A 16,727-nucleotide genomic window follows, 5' to 3' on the forward strand; every position below is an offset into this window, starting at 1 on the left:
CTTTAACTGTACACTGATATGAAGATTTTGTTAGTCGAGGATGACCTAATTCAACTAGAACCTCTAAAAACAGCACTGACTAAATCTGGGCATGGGGTTGATGCCGTGCCGGATGGAGAAACAGCACAGAAGCTGATTACCGAACGGAGTTACGACTTGCTCATCCTTGACTGGATGTTGCCCAAGGTGAGCGGTATTCAGTTGTGTCAGCAGTATCGCCAGTTGGGCAAGAGTGCGCCTGTTCTCTTTTTGACGGCAAAAGATACCATTCAAGACAAAATTATTGGGCTAGATGTGGGAGCCGATGATTATCTGGTCAAACCCGTTAATTTGACGGAATTGTTGGCACGGGTACGGGCATTAGGACGGCGATTGCCCCTCTGGCAAGGAGATATCTTAACACTGAAGGATTTGCAATTGCACTTGACAACCCTCATTCTGAAGCGACAGAACCAGGAGATTCAACTTTCAGGACGAGAATTTCAGCTGATGGAATATCTCATGCGTCATCCCCGTCAGATCTTATCTCGTGACCAAATTGAACAGGCATTGTGGGAATGGGATAGGATACCGGAAAGTAAAGCGGTAACGATTTTGATTCATCGGTTGCGTCAGCGATTGCAGGCAGTAGGAGCAGAGGATTGGCTACAGACCGTGTATGGTATGGGATATTGCCTTAGCACTCCAGAACCGTCAAAACCGTGAATGGGTTGGATTTTGATTGTCATGTTTAACCGCAGTCGTAGCAATTTAGCCACCTGGTTTACGCTCTCAATGGGAAGTATTCTGGTCATCTTTGCCGGAATCCTGTATTGGCGGGAAGCCCGCGATCGCATGCATAGTTTTGATCAAATCCTCTACAACACCAGCCGGATCATGGCAGCCGGTGTAGAAGACTATATCTATGAAGGACAGCAGCACACTGATTTAGAGAATGTTCCTGTCTTAGGCAGCGATACGTTACCCCTTAGCACTGACTTGTTTTTTGCCCGCTGGTACACACCACACAAGCAACTGCTTCAGTTTATTGGAGCGGTGCCACCTCAACAGCTAGCAACGCCGTCTGGTTTTCAAACCTTCACTGTGAATACTCAACTCACCTCTACTCCCATTCAATTACGACAACTCACGCTACCCGTTTATCAAGAAAAACGTTTAATCGGATATCTCCAGATTGCGGCTTCACTAGCTCCCTTGGAAGAACCCTTGCAACAACTCCGGTGGTTTTTGGTGGTTGGTGTTCCCCTAGCACTAGGAGTGATCGCCTTAACGGGTTGGGTTCTGGGCGGTAAAGCCATGGAGCCGATTCGCCAGTCTTATAACCAGCTCCAGCAGTTTACCGCCGATGCGTCTCATGAGTTGCGGACACCTCTGGCTGGGATCTTAAGCCATGCTCAGGTGGGATTGATGGAACCTGTCGATCCCCAGGAGCAGCATACCCGGCTGCAAATTATTGCACAGGTGGCTGAGTCGATGAGTTTGCTAGTCAGCCAACTCTTGTTTCTCGCACGTCATCAGGGGAAACTCTCGCCAGATATGCTCAAGACAGTGGATTTGGTGCAGTTGCTCCACCCGTTGGTTGAGGAACATACCGTTAATGCCACTCAAAACCAACAAACATTTTTAAATGCTTTACCCAAGGAACCTCTGTTGGTGCAAGCCGAACCCGATCTCCTGCGGCAGGCGATTGTCAATTTACTCAGCAATGCTTGTCGATATACACCAGCAGGCGGCATGATTGAACTTTGTTTGCTGCCTCAATCTCACTGGGCAGTGATTCAGGTTAGGGATAACGGTATTGGTATTAGCTCACAAGATTTACCTTATATCTTTAATCGCTTCTACCGAGCCGATCGCGTGCGTTCACGACAAACCGGCGGATTTGGATTGGGGCTGGCGATTGCCCGTCAAATTGTCGAAGCACAGGGTGGAGAACTTACGGTTGTAAGCACGGTTGGCAAGGGTTCTACCTTTGAAATCAAATTACCTCGGCGATAAAAGGTGCGTTGAAACCTTCATGTTACTTTTTCCTTGCATTCTAGAGATCAGGACAACAACTCTCTCTAGTCTGGAGATCAATGATGAAGTTTAAATTACTACCCACCCTGGTGTTTGCCTCTGTTGTGACTTTTCCGCTCCTGGCGATCGCGCAAACTGGACTTGCCTATTTGCAGGGTGCAAATACCGTTACCCTAACGGGAGAAGTCATGGGAGTACAGAGGGATGATGCGATCGCTCAAACTACGATTGCCGATTTGCAGAGGGCGAATAGCATTATTCTATCTGGAGAAGTCGTGCGAATACAGGGGGACGATTTCATTCTCAATGATGGTACAGGGCAAATTTTAGTCGAGGCAGAATCGCGCCCCATCCGTCAGGCGAACCTCAACCCGGGCGATCGGGTAACCGTTGCAGGTACATACGATGACGACAACGATTTTGAAGCCTATAGCATTACACCCTCTGGTGGAGAAGCCATCTACATTTTCGATGACTAATATCAAATCCGGGTTAATTACCCCCTTTTTGGTCGAGAAAAGGCAAAAGGCAAGAGGCAAAAGTACGCCAGTGATCAAGGGGTTTATTGAAGCGAATTTGGTATAAACAATTGGACAGACAATAAAAAAGTGGTACGTTGTTTGGCGTACCACTTTCTCTCAATATCTGTTGATCAATCAGCGGTCTACTGAACCCATGATCACGTCAATACTACCGAGAATTGCCATAATATCTGCCACCTTGACTCCCCGCAAAATATGGGGCAGAATTTGCAAGTTGTTGAAATCTGGTGGACGAATCTTCCAACGCCACGGGAAGACATTATCATCCCCAATAATGAAAATTCCCAGTTCTCCTTTACCACTTTCGAGGCGAACATAGTGTTCACCCTGAGGAATCTTAAAGGTTGGAGCGATTTTCTTGCCAATATACTGGTAATCAAAATCATTCCACTGAGATTTCTTTCCTTCAGCCATGCGTTTGGCTTCCAGATTTTCGTAGGGACCGCCTGGTAATCCTTTTAATGCCTGACGAATAATTTTCAGGGATTCCCGCATTTCCCGAATCCGAATTAAATACCGAGCAAGACAATCCCCTGCAGTTTCCCAGTGGACTTCCCAATCAAAGTCGTCGTAACATTCATAGTGGTCAACTTTTCGCAAGTCCCACTTCACGCCAGAACCCCGCAACATTGGACCAGAAAGTCCCCAGTTTATCGCTTCTTCACGGGTAATCGTACCCACGCCTTCGACGCGACGGCGGAAAATTGGGTTGTTGGTAATTAAGCGTTCGTATTCATCGACTTTGGGGTCAAAATAGTCGCAAAAGTCTTCACATTTGTCAACCCACCCATAAGGAAGATCAACCGCTACTCCACCAATGCGGAAGTAGTTATTATTAACCAGTCGTTGTCCGCTTGCGGCTTCCCACAAGTCGTAAATCAATTCCCTTTCCCGAAAGATGTAGAAGAAAGGAGTTTGCGCCCCGACATCCGCGAGAAATGGTCCTAACCAAAGCAGGTGATTGGCGATTCGATTCAACTCCAGCATAATCACGCGGATATAGCTGGCGCGTTTGGGTACTGGAACATCCGCCAATTTTTCTGGGGCATTGACTGTAATCGCTTCGTTAAACATGCCCGCTGCATAGTCCCACCGACTCACATAGGGGACATACATAATATTCGTGCGGTTCTCAGCTATTTTCTCCATGCCGCGATGCAGGTAACCGAGAACCGGTTCGCAATCGATTACATCCTCCCCGTCTAAGGTGACGATTAAGCGGAGAACGCCGTGCATGGAGGGATGGTGAGGACCCAAGTTGAGAACCATTGGGTCAGTTCTGGTTTCGAGTTGTGCCATAAGTAATGTATTTGGTTTACCCAACTTTTAGCGATGACGCCTATTTATTTACCATAGACATTCAGGTTAGGTTCCGGGGTCAGGGTACGATAGTATTATGCCCCAGATAGCGCGTTTAGTGATAGCCAATTAAGTAGAGGGCGACCCGATTAAATTGAGTGGAGTGGTGTTGTTGATTAGACCAAGCAGGTCGCCCCTACAGTCCAAACCACAGGTTTTTCGGCAATCTTTGATTTAGTGGGGGAGAATGTCAGATGGAGTCTGAGGCGCAAACGGAGCAGTTTTTTCATCGCTCGGTGTTAAGTCAGGAGTTAATTGCCGAATTGACGATTCGTCCGGGTGGGCATTATTTAGACGCGACAGTGGGTGGGGGTGGACACAGCGAATTAATCCTATTAGCTGCTCCTGATGTCCGTGTCACAGCCATAGATCAAGATGCGATCGCGATCGCGGCGGCTGAAGCGAAGTTAGCGCCCTATCGCGATCGCATACAATTTTGGCAGGGGAATTTTGCTTACTATCAACCGCCGGACTCTTTATTTGATGGCATTATTGCCGATTTAGGCGTCAGTTCAGCTCAACTGGATGTTCCCTCGCGCGGCTTTAGTTTTCGCCATCCGGCTAATCTAGATATGCGGATGGATCAGAGCCAGTCACTAACAGCCGCACAGGTGGTCAATCATTGGGATGAAACCCAACTGGCAAAGATTATTTATGAGTATGGTGAAGAACGCTTATCCCGGCGGATTGCTCGGGCAATTGTAGAACGCCGTCCTTTTGAGACAACCACCCAATTAGCCGATGCGATCGCGCGGGTCGTTCCCAAAAAATACCGCTATGGTAGAATTCATCCCGCCACTCGCACATTTCAAGCTCTCCGCATTGCCGTTAACCAAGAATTATCCGCTCTCGAAAAATTTCTCAATTGTGCGCCAACTTGGTTAAAGCCAGGAGCCAGAATTGGTATTATTAGTTTTCACAGCTTGGAAGACCGTCTGGTTAAACACCACTTGCGGGATTCTCCAATTTTGCGGGTGCTTACCAAAAAACCTATAACTCCACAATCCACGGAACGGGATGAAAATCCCCGCGCTCGTTCTGCCAAGTTGAGATTGGCTGAGCGTCTTTGAAGGGATAATAGACTACAGGGCTAGAGTCAGTCGAGTCATCCTCTTTCGCTGGTGTTGGATCAGGAAAACTAACAATAGAATACTAACTTTTTCGTCGATGCAGATGATGGCTAATTTGTCAACTCCTAAGACTGGGTTAGTGTTCTAAGATACAAACAGATGGCGACGTAATTGTCGTCACCAATCAACTGTTCCTTTTTATCCCCAAGTTGGTGTCCATAAGCAGATGTTGCGGAAAAATTGCTGAACATGCCACTCTGGCGAAGAAATATCAGGGCAGATGCATCAGACCAAACTTAATCTTACAACAGGGAGTGCTACCCTTATCCGGCTTCAGGTGGATGTTTGGTGTTATTTCGTTTTTAAGAAAACATTTGGCAAACTTTTGGATCTTCCAAAATAGACTGTTCCTTTTGTTGATGACTCACGCTTGCCCTAAATGAATTATGAGGGAAATTGTAATTGGGAGCCTCAGGGTGTCCCTAATGATGCCTATTTTTGGTTATTTGTGGTGGATCGGTTCAAAATCACAGATTGAACGGCAACCGGGCTGGTTCTATATGCTGGCGGGCTATGCCTTAATTTGTCTGGATGGGTTCATGGATTTAGTCAACCGTACTATTGGTTTGACCACAATAAACCCAAATCCAATCGATACACTCATTCCAGTGACGCTAGTCTACCTGGTTGGATTTGGACTGCTGTTTATCGGCTTGTGCCAATGGTTACCTTTTGTTGCCAAACTCAAGAAGCTAGAGGTTGTTTCTCATCAATACAATAACTGGAATGACGACCATACCTGTAAACTGTACGATCAAGTCAGTACGATCGCCCAGTCGAATGAACTGAAGCAAGAGATAGCTAAGTGTCTACAAACTCAAGGCGAACTGCAACAGAGCCAAGAACAGTTTCGGGCGATCGTGCAAGCCCTTCCTGTACCTGTCGCGATCGCACGAATTTCCGATGGCAAAATTGTTTACTGCAATTCCCACGCCAGCTTAATGTTTGGTGTCGCCACCTCAGAGTTTCTCAGTTGCTCAATGCCAGATTTTTATGAAAACCCTACTGACTGGCAAACCCTGTTAGCAACGTTAGCAAAAAATGGCTCTGTACAGAATACTCAAGTTCGTATTCATAAAATCAATGATACACCTTTGTGGGTAACTGTATCGATGCAGGTTTTGACCTTAAATCAAGAAAAAGCGATTCTGAGTATATTCAATGATATCAGCGATACCTATCAGCAAATTACCCAATTCCAGCAAACAAAAGCCGCTATCATCGATAGTGAAGCCTGCTATCGGACTTTGGTCGAACAGTCTCCTAATGCCATTGCCCTCGACAGTCAGGGAAAACTGGTTTACATCAATCCTGCAGGTGTCAAACTATTGGGAGGCGTTAGTCAAAACCAAGTTATCGGTAAACCTTGGTCAGATTTTATCTCTCAAGTGGATGAACAACTCGTGCAGTTAGACGGTCAGATTATTGATGTTGAGATTGCCCGTTTACCTGCCATTTATCAAGGTCAAGGGGCAACCCAACTGGTTATTCGAGATCAGACCCCGAAAGAACAGCCAGACCGAGAACTGAGAGTACGAGCGCGTCAACAAGCAGCCGTCGCCAAATTGAGCCAACGGGCGCTTTCGGGACTTGATTTGAATACCCTGATGAACGAAGCGGTGAGTACAATTGCTCAAACCTTAGAGGTTGAGTATTGTAAAATCTTAGAACTGCTGCCCAATGGTAATGTGTTTTTACTCAAAGCGGGTGTGGGTTGGTCGCCGGGATTGGTTGGGTATGCCTTAGTCGGTGCCCACAGGAATTCCCAAGCCGGTTATACTCTGGTCTCTCAAGAACCTGTCGTGGTCGAAGATCTACGGGTTGAAACTCGCTTTAGTGGACCTCCTTTACTCTACAATCATCGCGTTGTCAGTGGTGTGAGTGTGGTAATTCCGGGTCAAGAGCAACCATTTGGGGTTTTAGGGACACATACTACCAGCAAGCGCCGCTTTAGTGAAGATGACATTAACTTTCTCCAGGCGATTGCCAATGTTTTAGCCTTGGCGATTGGACATAAGCAGTCAGAGGCGAATCTGTATCTGATGCAGCGAGCGATCGCGGCAAGTAATAATGGGGTGATTATTACTGACCCCAATCAACCGGATAGCCCGGTTATTTACGTCAACCCCGCCTTCGAGTCGATGACCGGTTATACCGCACCGGAGGTGATTGGACGCAACTGCCGTTTCTGGCAAGAACCTGATTATAATCAAATCGGGGTGACTCAGTTGGCGACAGCGATTCAAGAGCAACGAGAATGCCATGTCATTTTACAGAACTATCGCAAAGATGGCAGCCTCTTCTGGAATGAACTCTATGTTTCGCCCGTCTTTGATGGGGACGGTTATTTAACCCATTTTGTCGGGATTCAAAGCGATATTACTCAACGGAAACAGGCAGAGGAAGCCCTACGACAGAGTGAGGAAAAGCTGGAGAGTATTCTCAGTTCCCTAGACGATGTGGTTTGGTCGGCTTCCCTGGAGAATCAACAGTTCATTTACCTGAATCCGGCGACAGAACGGGTTTATGGTCGCCCTGTATCCGACTTTGTCGCTCATCCGAGTCTCTGGCAGTTCGTTGTTCATCCTGATGATCGCCAACGGGTAGAGATGGCATCTCAAACGATGATGCATAAGGGGAGTAAAGATCTAGAATATAGGGTTGTACGACCGGATGGCGAAGTGCGTTGGCTGCGCGATCGCGCCCGCCTGATTTATGACCAAAGGGGTACTGCCATTCGTATGGATGGAATTGCTACCGATATTACTAAACGCAAGCAGGCAGAGGCGGCTTTACTCAAGAGTGAGGAGCAATTTCGCCTTACCTTTGAACTGGCTCCCATTGGCATGGCAATGACATCCCTTGATGGTAAATTCCTCAAGGTTAATCAGGCATTGTGTGAAGCTTTGGGTTATACGGCTCAGGAACTGCTTGCCCTCACGTTTACGGAAATTAGCCACCCGACTGAACGGACACTCGACTTTACCCAACACCAATCGTTGTTGCGGGGGGAACTCTCCCATCTGCAAACTGAACGTCGTTATGTATCAAAATATGGCAGGATTGTCAATGCCATTTTGAAAGTTGTGTTGGTCAGAGACTCTCAAAGTCAACCCCTGCACTACATTAGTCAGGTGGTCGATATTAGCGATCGCAAACGCATGGAGGAACAGTTACTCCACGATGCTTTCCACGATGTATTGACCGGATTACCGAATCGGGCATTATTCATGGATAGGCTGGAGTATGCTTTGCGACGGGCAAGGCAACGCTGGGATTATTTATGTGCGGTGATTGTCTTGGATTTAGACCGTTTCAAGGTCATCAATGATAGTTTAGGGCATCTGGTCGGTGATCGACTACTGACTGCGATCGCCCACCGACTAGAAGGGTGCTTACGTCCTAGTGATACGTTAGCCCGGTTAGGGGGGGACGAATTTACGATTCTACTCGATGATATCGCCAATACGGGGGCAGCTACTGATATAGCAAAATCGATTCACCAAACGTTGGCATCCTCATTTAATTTAGATGGGTATGAGGTGTTTGCCACCGCCAGTATCGGGATTGCCCTGAGTGGTATGGGGTATAACCGAGCGGAAGACTTACTACGAGATGCCGATACCGCCATGCATCGGGCAAAGCTTCAGGGAACCGCTTGTTATGTCATGTTTGATACCGCCATGTCTGGTCGCGCCCTTGCCCAGTTACGCTTGGAAACCGAACTGCGATGGGCAATTGAACGTCAAGAACTTGAGGTTTATTACCAACCGATTATTTCCCTGGCTACAGGTAAGATTACTGGGTTTGAAGCATTGGTGCGTTGGCAGCATCCAGAACAGGGAATGATTTCACCAGGGGAGTTTATTCCCTTAGCCGAGGAAACGGGTTTAATTATTCCCATTGGTCAGTGGGTGTTGCGAACATCCTGCTATCAGCTACGCCAATGGCAACGACAGTTTCCCCACTATCCCCCGTTAACCATGAGCGTTAATTTGTCGGGGAAACAGTTTTCTCAAACGAATTTAATTGAGCAAATTGCCCAAATTATTCAAGAGACAGAGGTCAATCCCAGCACTCTCAAGTTGGAAATTACTGAAAGCGGCATTATGGAACATTCAGACTCTGCTGCTGCTTTACTGGAGCGACTTAAGGCATTGAATATTCAGTTGTACATTGATGATTTTGGCACCGGCTATTCTTCGTTAAGTCGCTTACATCAGTTTCCCATTGATGCCTTGAAAATTGACCGTTCCTTTGTCAGTCGCATGGGGGATGCGGGAGAAAACGGGGAGATTGTGCAAGCGATTGTGACCTTAGCTCACAATTTAGGCATGGATGTTGTGGCTGAAGGGATAGAAACAAATATGCAGTTAGCCCAACTGAGAGGGCGGCGATGTGAATATGGTCAGGGATACTTTTTCTCTAAACCATTAAATCGGCAAGCCGCAGAACAGTTAATGATTAATTTACCCCAGTGGTAAAGGATCAAGAGATGGGGATGGCTATTGACTCCATTCCCCGATCTCCTCAAAGGATGTATCGCATTTTCGGGGTTAGGGAAGGAATAATAACCAACCGGAGATTAAGTGAGGATTTCTGTTCCATTGGACGAAAAAGCGACCCTATAGGCAGGCACATTTTCCCATTATGAAGTAAGTCTCCCATAGAACCAGCGAACTTGTCAATACCTCAACTCTCGATTATTTTTGCCAAAGGCTTTATTTTCTATCTGAGTGAGACGTTTTCAACTGGAAGTCCCCTGCATTGGAGGTTATCTGCATTTGGTACTAATACGCGATCGCTTCTACTTCTTTAGCGGGTGTGGACTTATTTAACTGATGGGGATATTTAGCTTCTCTTTGAAACTATTTTCGGGGTGAAGGAAGGGATAAGCACTAACTAGGGATTAAGTGAGGATTTCTGTTCCATTGGACGAAAAAGCGACCCTATAGGCAGGCACATTTTCCCATTATGAAGTAAGTCTCCCATAGAACCACTGAACTTGTCAATACCTCAACTCCCGATTATTTTTGCCAAAGGCTTTATTTTCTATCTGAGTGAGACGTTTTCAACTGGAAGTCCCCTGCATTGGAGGTTATCTGCATTTGGTAACTAATACGCGATCGCTTCTACTTCTTTAGCGGGTGTGGACTTATTTAACTGATGGGGATATTTAGCTTCTATTTAGGACTATTTTGGGCGTGAAGGAAGGGATAAGCGCTAACTAGGGATTAATCGGGGATTTCTTTTCCATTGGACGAAAAAGCGACCCTATAGGCAGGCACATTTTCCCATTATGAAGTAAGTCTCCCATAGAACTACTGAACTTGTCAATACCTCAACTCCCGATTATTTTTGCCAAAGGCTTTATTTTCTATCTACCGGGAAGTTTTCAACTGGAATCTGTGTCATCTGTGTTTTTGTCAATACTTAGTAATGATTTTTATCATAAGTTTAACAAAATACATGCGTCCAAGGGGGAGGTTAGCCGTGAGACGAAAACCTTCACAAATTGACAATGGATAATGACCTCTCCTTAAAAGAAGAGGATTGAAATTAAGGAAAATCTTTTTTAATTTATTCGTAAACGAAGAGGTCTTAGACCCAATTAATCAATTATCAATTATCAATTATTAATTATCCATTGATAAAAAGGTGTTCTTTGTCGAGGACATCCATCTCACCCCTCACACTCCCCTTATTGTGGTGAAACCCCCTCTGTCGCGCATCGTAGTCTAAACTTCAGTTGGTATTATTTCTGAGCAACCGTAAACCACTCAAAATCACCAATATGGTAGAACCTTCATGTCCAATAACACCGAGGGGAAGACTAATGCCAATCGTAAAATTAGCCACTAATAACAAACCAATACTACACAAAGCAAACCCAATATTTTGGGTAACAACCTGAGTCACACGACGACCTAAACGAATCGCAGCCGTTAACTTTTCTAAACGATCTGCCATTAATACAACATCGGCGGTTTCCAAAGCCACATCACTCCCAGCAGTTCCCATGGCAATTCCCACAGATGCAGTTGCCAAAGCTGGGGCGTCATTAATACCATCACCAACCATAGCTACGGTTTCATGGTATTTTTTCAACCTTTGGATCACCTTAACTTTATCTTCTGGTAAAAGTTCGGCATAAACATGATCAATTCCTAGCTGATGGGCGATGTAACCTGCCGTGCTTTGGCTATCACCACTCAGCATAATAACCTGTTCGATGCCCAGTTTTTTCAACTCTTTTATCACAGTTGCAGCCGCCGGACGTACTGTATCAGCAACCGCGATAATTCCCAATAGTTTACCCGCCACCGCCACCCAAACGATGGTTTTACCGTCTTGTTTGAGGCGTTCGCTTTCTGCGATTAGAGTTGTGGGGAAGTGAGCAATTTCGGATTGAATAAATTTAGCTGTACCAACTTTTATCCCTTCCCCGTCAACATCACCACTGATCCCAAAACCTGTGTGAGACAATACATTCGTAGCCAACGCTAACGTCCAGGATTTATCCATAGCGGCTTGCACAATTGCCTTGGCAATAGGGTGTTCGGAATAGGCTTCCACAGCCGCCGCTTTTAACAAAACCTTATCTTCATCGTTTCGGTCAACACTGATAATTTGGATAACTTTTGGTTCTCCAGTCGTCAGGGTTCCCGTTTTGTCAAAGGCAATCGCTCGTATTTTGCCGATTACCTCTAACTGAGCGCCACTTTTAAATAAAATACCCTGTCGCGCCCCATTCGTCATTCCTGATAGCAGCGTCGGCATAATTGCCGCCATTAATGCACAGGGAGACGCGACGACTAAAAAAACCAAAGCCTGATAAATTGTCGTTTCCCAATCCCAATTAAAAACAAAAGGGGGGAGAATCGCCAGCAGGATACCACAAACTACAATCACTTTCGCATAACCGCGTTCTAAGCGTTCAATGAATAGTTGAGATGGCGGCGCTTCCGTTTGAGCTTGCTTGACCAAACGAATAACCCGTTGAATCAAACTGCTTTCAGGGGGTTGATGCACTCGCAGAATTAACGCCCCAGCCCCATTAATTGTGCCAGCAAAAACTTCATCTCCTACGGTTTTTTCTCTGGGTAGCGACTCTCCAGTGATAGAGGCTTCATTGAGACTACTTGCACCTTCAATAATCAAGGCGTCGGTGGGGATTAATTCTCCGGGCTTCACTAAAATTTTGTCATCGATTTTTAAGTCTTGAATCGGAATCTGACAGTTTTGACCCTGGAGGATAACCCGTGCTGTATCGGGTGTCAATCCCATCAAGCCGCTAATCGCACGGCTGGTTCGTTTCATGGCGTAATCTTCTAATGCACCACTGATGGCAAAGATAAGAATTAATACCGCGCCATCAACAATCAGGAAATAGTCCCGCTGCCAAACGCCTAAAAATGCCGCCCCCAATGCGGCTATGATCATCAATAAATCAACATCGAGTTCCTTTTCGACAAACAGAGTCGTTAGTCCCTCTTTCGCACTCTCGTAACCTCCAATTACATAGGCGGCTGGGAGGATCAATAACGCTACTCCTAACCAGCCAAGTTGGAGAAAAAGCCAACCCAAACATACTAAGACAGCACAGGCTACCGCCGCCCAAGTATCCGGATGTTCTGCGATGATTTTTTTCATGTCATGATTGATGAGTTTCCGACTGCCTCATCCTAAACCTTGACATTAATGTCAAGGTCAAGTGCTAAACTAGCAAAATGACAAACCAATACCTAACCATCAAACAACTCACCGCAGCGGTTGGTAATGGTTTAACTCCGAGAATGGTCAGGCATTATCACAAAGTGGGGTTGTTACCAGACGCGAAACGTTCTGCGGCTAACTATCGTCTCTATACGGATGCAGATGTGCAGCATTTGCGGCGGATTGTGGCGTTAAAATCTCAGGGGTTTCAATTAGATCATATTCGTCAGTTATTGGCACCTAATTCTGGAGACATAAAGGTTGACCGATTAACCGCTCAACTGCAACAGCAATATCGCTCGGTGATGCAACAATTGGCTCGTTTGCGCCAAACAGCATCGGCTTTGGAAGGATTTTTAGGACGCGATGGTTGTTGTCGAAAGATTCAAGCTGAAGCACTGGTGCAACTGCGACGATTAGAAGTAGAATCGACGGTTGGATTAGAAGAATTAGCACAATTTTGGCACAGTTTGGATGCCGCTTGTGACGCTCATCCCGAAGACTTTAGCGAATCCTTGCAGCGACTTTTACCCGATTTATCCCAAAAGAATGAAATCGAACGAGATTTACTAACCAAACTGGTACTCGCTAGTGGTGATGTCAGTTTAGTCGATTTTGTGCGTTTGAGTCGAGGGGCGATCGCTTCAGCTAGAAATGCCCTCAAGACTCACTGTGAAATTGTTGCTGATGTTTCTCCAGTTGTCGCGGCTCTTGATCAGACGCGGATTGCACATTTAGGGCTTACTGTCAAGATTCTACTTGATGAACCCCACATCCACAGCGCTGATGAAGCCGAACACAGGTTTTACCAACAAGGGAAATGGCAGGAACGATTGCAACACCTCACGCCTGGTTGTATCTTAGTGATCGGCTATGCCCCATCAGTATTGATATCCGCCTTGAAACGAATCGAACAAGGACAACTGCAAGTCTCCTTAATTGTAGGAATGCCGATTGGCTTCAGCCACGCCCCAGCCGCTAAACGCCGATTAATGGGTTCGGGTGTGGAGTATATTACGACTCTGGGGACGACTGGCGGTGGATTATTAGCCGCCGTCGCTTTGAATAGTTTAGTTGAATCTTTGATTGAAAAGCCCAATTGCCATTGTTATTTGCAGAAGCAGTAAAGGGTTAGCACTCAGCCGTGATCGAATTACTGCACCAAAAGAATGTCGGGACAAATTGGGACTTTAGGGAATTGGTTAGGTGAAAGATTGGGGCAGGGCGGGTTTAGTTACATCTGAGTCAAAAAGAAACGATAGTTGTAAAACCCGCCCCTACAAACCATGCACTTGAAGATTCTCCAGCTCGTTTGTACTCAACTAGGTTTGACATTGTTGCAACTGATGCCAAAGAGACTCGATCTGCTCGAACGCCTGATCAGGAGACAGTTTACCCGCCGTTTGCAGGTTGCAAATATAGCTAACTCGCTGGGCAAACTCTTGCAGATTGGCATTCAGCACCAGATGCTCCGGCTTAACGGCTCCGCGATAACGGGCATGGGGATACAGAAAGTTGTGTTTGGATTGCTTCATGGCTACCGCTCCCCGACTATTGCAATTAATTCCTAATTAAATATAAGTTAACCCCATTTTTACCTGAGCTGTCAAGTGAACCTGATCGTGGCGCGATCGCCTCGACCATCAAACAACATGTGTACCCCTTGAAAGACAAACCGTTAGCAGTTGTTGCCGCATATCTTCATCAATAAAAAAGGTTTGAATCACGGGGGCGGGGTCAGCCAGTCCCGTGGTTTCTATCACCAGATGGTCAAACTTGTTACGCCGCTTGATTAGATTCCCGATAATCCGCATCAAATCCCCTCGGACGGTACAGCAAATGCACCCGTTGTTCATCTCAAAGATTTCTTCATCGGTATCAATCACTAATTGGTTATCAATACCAACTTCTCCAAACTCGTTGACGATGACGGCGACTTTCTTGCCATGTTCATAAGTAAGGATGTGGTTGAGTAGGGTGGTTTTCCCAGCGCCGAGATAGCCGGTGAGAACAGTAACCGGAATGGTACTGGAGGCTTGAACTGTTACCATACGCTACTTAAAATGATTATCATTCTCATGTACTAAACATTTTTCCCCTAGACGACAATACCTTTCACCCAATCCTTAATGAATGTAGAGACGTAGCATGCTACGTCTCTCATGGCACGTCTCTAGAATTCAAAGATAGTGCGAAGCGTCCCCACCCAGATCGTGTCATTGTTATCATAGTGTTCTGGGTTAAGAATCACGAACACCCCTGGATTAATCGCGATATTATCCGTGAGTTGATAACGATACTGAGCTTCCAGATGCCAAGACGTATCATCATCCTCAAAACCGCCATCATTATCCGTCACCTTCGGCGGCTGTCCGACAACAAACCCCAGCAGACTCCCCTCTGAACCAAAATCAGGCAATGCTAGGGTAATTGCCCAGTTAAAAATAGTGGCGTCATCGCCCTCATCCACCAAGACACCATTGTTGAAACCATTATCTTGAGCATGAGCCAGGGTCAAACCGCCCCAACCCGAAAGCGTAAAAGCGCGACTGAGGCGCAAACTGGCAGAAAGCCCAAACTGATCCGCTGACGTTGCAGTATCTTCCCCAAATGGCACATTTGCCAATTCACTGCCCGTTTCCCCAGAAACCACCACCTGTCCCCCAGGATAATAGGAACGCACATAAGTCAGACCCAAACGCAAACCTTCGCTCGGTTCAATCCCCAGTTGGGCGATGGCAGCATAGCTACCATTAAACAAACCGTTTTTCTGACTCGGATCATTAGCATTGGGAGCCAGATAACCCAAGGATAAATTAAGCGCTGAATTTAAGTTATAGGTCAAACTAGCACCCGTGCCTTCGAGTCCCTGATAATAAATCGGATTGAAACGCCCAAAACGAGAAATTGCCCCCGTAAGTTCTTCCGAGAAAAACTCGTTATAGTTGGCAAAGTTCTCGTTAAACTCACCACCAACGGCATCAATAATAAAGGAGAGTTTTGCACCCTTGACAGCACCATGTCCATGTCCATGTCCATGTTCCTCTTCCTCTTCTTCCTCATTATGTGACGCTGCCATTTCTCCCAGAGAGAAGCGATAAAATAGCTTGCCAATAGCTACATCATTATTATTGCCTTCATCAAAAGCGAGACGGGTCATGCTGGTTCCGGTAATATTAGGATTATCTCCTTCACCCGGACCAAAAGGAACCGTATTCAGTGCATCCAAGCGAGTTAGTAACAAGTCCTCCCCTGTAAAACTCGTCTCTAAAAATAGACGCACTCGGTTGTCGAAAACTACTTCATCTTCCAAGTCTTCACCACTACCATCTGCCTTTTCATCCCCAAAAACGCTACTCAGTGCAAAGCTGACTTCTCCACGCAGTTTGGTCGTTGTGGAAAACTGATTATCTTCTAAAAAGGCGACTCGACCTTCCAAATTATCTACTCGCGCTCCCAGAGTCGCCAATTCCGCCTCAAATTCTTGCACCAACCGTCGTAAGGTTGGCAAATCACTCCCCTCCAGTTCGCCATTAGGGAGTAAACGCTCAATTTGCTGCAAGCACGCATTCAAACCGGCAGCAAACTCAAATCGGGTTAGGGCTCGATTCCCGCGATAGGTGCCATCGGGATAGCCAGCGATACAGCCATAGCGTTCCACCAGACTGCGTAGGGCTTCATAAGCCCAATCACCAGGGGAGACATCTCGTAACTGAGAGACACTGGTGACTTGCTCAAGAGTGTTCGCCTGACTGATGGGGTTGTACCCCTCAATCTGTGCCAAAGCATTTGGGGTTACACAGACTGCCCAAGTACCACCCAACACCACTGGATTAACGACTAAAGTATTCCACCATGTTTTTGCCATAGTAACTCCTCACACCCTATTCAGTTCAAGGTCAAACCGAGTACCTATCGGTGACTCGGTGTCAAAATTATGATAATCATTATCATAAGAACG

The 16,727-nt window shown here is 46.3% G+C and carries 10 protein-coding genes and 1 pseudogene; 6 read left to right on the forward strand and 5 right to left on the reverse strand.

Features of this window, described 5'->3' with window-relative positions; all coding sequences use genetic code 11:
• The first annotated feature begins 18 nt into the window (after positions 1-18).
• The 3 genes from RID09_RS13240 (at position 19) to RID09_RS13250 (ending at position 2,498) form a co-directional block, all read left to right on the forward strand.
• Complete coding sequence (locus RID09_RS13240) at positions 19-705, forward strand: response regulator transcription factor (RefSeq protein ID WP_446336398.1); 687 nt, start codon at positions 19-21, stop codon at positions 703-705.
• Positions 706-1,998: a sensor histidine kinase gene (locus RID09_RS13245; RefSeq protein ID WP_446336399.1), complete on the forward strand. Its 1,293-nt coding sequence runs from the start codon at positions 706-708 to the stop codon at positions 1,996-1,998.
• An 80-nt stretch (positions 1,999-2,078) separates the two neighbouring features.
• Complete coding sequence (locus tag RID09_RS13250; protein WP_446336400.1) at positions 2,079-2,498, forward strand: NirD/YgiW/YdeI family stress tolerance protein; 420 nt, start codon at positions 2,079-2,081, stop codon at positions 2,496-2,498.
• Between the two features lie 177 nt (positions 2,499-2,675).
• Here RID09_RS13250 and RID09_RS13255 read toward each other — a convergent pair whose 3' ends face one another.
• Positions 2,676-3,860 carry an NAD(P)H-quinone oxidoreductase subunit H gene (locus RID09_RS13255; RefSeq protein ID WP_446336401.1) on the reverse strand — a complete coding sequence of 395 codons (1,185 nt, stop codon included), beginning with the start codon at positions 3,858-3,860 and terminating at the stop codon, positions 2,676-2,678.
• Between the two features lie 254 nt (positions 3,861-4,114).
• Here RID09_RS13255 and rsmH point away from each other — a divergent pair, with 254 nt between their 5' ends.
• The gene (rsmH, locus tag RID09_RS13260; RefSeq protein ID WP_446336402.1) at positions 4,115-4,990 is read left to right on the forward strand and encodes a 16S rRNA (cytosine(1402)-N(4))-methyltransferase RsmH; all 876 of its coding nucleotides are present in this window, start codon (positions 4,115-4,117) and stop codon (positions 4,988-4,990) included.
• A 485-nt stretch (positions 4,991-5,475) separates the two neighbouring features.
• Positions 5,476-9,534 carry a PAS domain S-box protein gene (locus RID09_RS13265; protein WP_446336403.1) on the forward strand — a complete coding sequence of 1,353 codons (4,059 nt, stop codon included), beginning with the start codon at positions 5,476-5,478 and terminating at the stop codon, positions 9,532-9,534.
• Between the two features lie 1,261 nt (positions 9,535-10,795).
• On the opposite strand, the gene RID09_RS13270 is transcribed toward RID09_RS13265, so the two are convergent.
• Positions 10,796-12,703 carry a heavy metal translocating P-type ATPase gene (locus RID09_RS13270; protein ID WP_446336404.1) on the reverse strand — a complete coding sequence of 636 codons (1,908 nt, stop codon included), beginning with the start codon at positions 12,701-12,703 and terminating at the stop codon, positions 10,796-10,798.
• Between the two features lie 77 nt (positions 12,704-12,780).
• Here RID09_RS13270 and RID09_RS13275 point away from each other — a divergent pair, with 77 nt between their 5' ends.
• Positions 12,781-13,893 carry a precorrin-8X methylmutase gene (locus tag RID09_RS13275; protein ID WP_446336405.1) on the forward strand — a complete coding sequence of 371 codons (1,113 nt, stop codon included), beginning with the start codon at positions 12,781-12,783 and terminating at the stop codon, positions 13,891-13,893.
• 195 nt (positions 13,894-14,088) lie between these two features.
• Here the strand turns inward: RID09_RS13275 and RID09_RS13280 are convergent, their stop codons facing one another.
• From RID09_RS13280 to RID09_RS13290, 3 genes and pseudogenes are all read right to left on the reverse strand, one after another.
• Positions 14,089-14,301 (reverse strand): DUF7219 family protein, encoded by a 213-nt coding sequence (locus RID09_RS13280; RefSeq protein WP_446336406.1) that lies wholly within the window; start codon positions 14,299-14,301, stop codon positions 14,089-14,091.
• A gap of 147 nt (positions 14,302-14,448) precedes the next feature.
• Positions 14,449-14,817 (reverse strand): annotated as a pseudogene (locus RID09_RS13285) (CobW family GTP-binding protein); the annotation flags it as partial.
• Positions 14,818-14,939: 122 nt separating this feature from the next.
• Positions 14,940-16,634, reverse strand: a complete 1,695-nt coding sequence (locus RID09_RS13290) for an iron uptake porin (RefSeq protein WP_446336407.1) — start codon at positions 16,632-16,634, stop codon at positions 14,940-14,942.
• Positions 16,635-16,727: the final 93 nt, after the last annotated feature.

Origin of the sequence: Coleofasciculus sp. G1-WW12-02, assembly GCF_040219735.1 — a bacterium.
In the GTDB taxonomy this organism is placed as follows: domain Bacteria; phylum Cyanobacteriota; class Cyanobacteriia; order Cyanobacteriales; family Coleofasciculaceae; genus Coleofasciculus.

Bases quoted from the DNA above. Each gene is read 5' to 3' on its own strand.
- RID09_RS13270 (WP_446336404.1), bottom strand. From the start codon at position 12,703: ATGAAAAAAATCATCGCAGAACATCCGGATACTTGGGCGGCGGTAGCC.
- RID09_RS13275 (WP_446336405.1), top strand. From the start codon at position 12,781: ATGACAAACCAATACCTAACCATCAAACAACTCACCGCAGCGGTTGGT.
- RID09_RS13265 (WP_446336403.1), top strand. From the start codon at position 5,476: ATGATGCCTATTTTTGGTTATTTGTGGTGGATCGGTTCAAAATCACAG.
- RID09_RS13290 (WP_446336407.1), bottom strand. From the start codon at position 16,634: ATGGCAAAAACATGGTGGAATACTTTAGTCGTTAATCCAGTGGTGTTG.
- RID09_RS13240 (WP_446336398.1), top strand. From the start codon at position 19: ATGAAGATTTTGTTAGTCGAGGATGACCTAATTCAACTAGAACCTCTA.
- RID09_RS13255 (WP_446336401.1), bottom strand. From the start codon at position 3,860: ATGGCACAACTCGAAACCAGAACTGACCCAATGGTTCTCAACTTGGGT.
- RID09_RS13245 (WP_446336399.1), top strand. From the start codon at position 706: ATGGGTTGGATTTTGATTGTCATGTTTAACCGCAGTCGTAGCAATTTA.
- RID09_RS13250 (WP_446336400.1), top strand. From the start codon at position 2,079: ATGATGAAGTTTAAATTACTACCCACCCTGGTGTTTGCCTCTGTTGTG.
- rsmH (WP_446336402.1), top strand. From the start codon at position 4,115: ATGGAGTCTGAGGCGCAAACGGAGCAGTTTTTTCATCGCTCGGTGTTA.
- RID09_RS13280 (WP_446336406.1), bottom strand. From the start codon at position 14,301: ATGAAGCAATCCAAACACAACTTTCTGTATCCCCATGCCCGTTATCGC.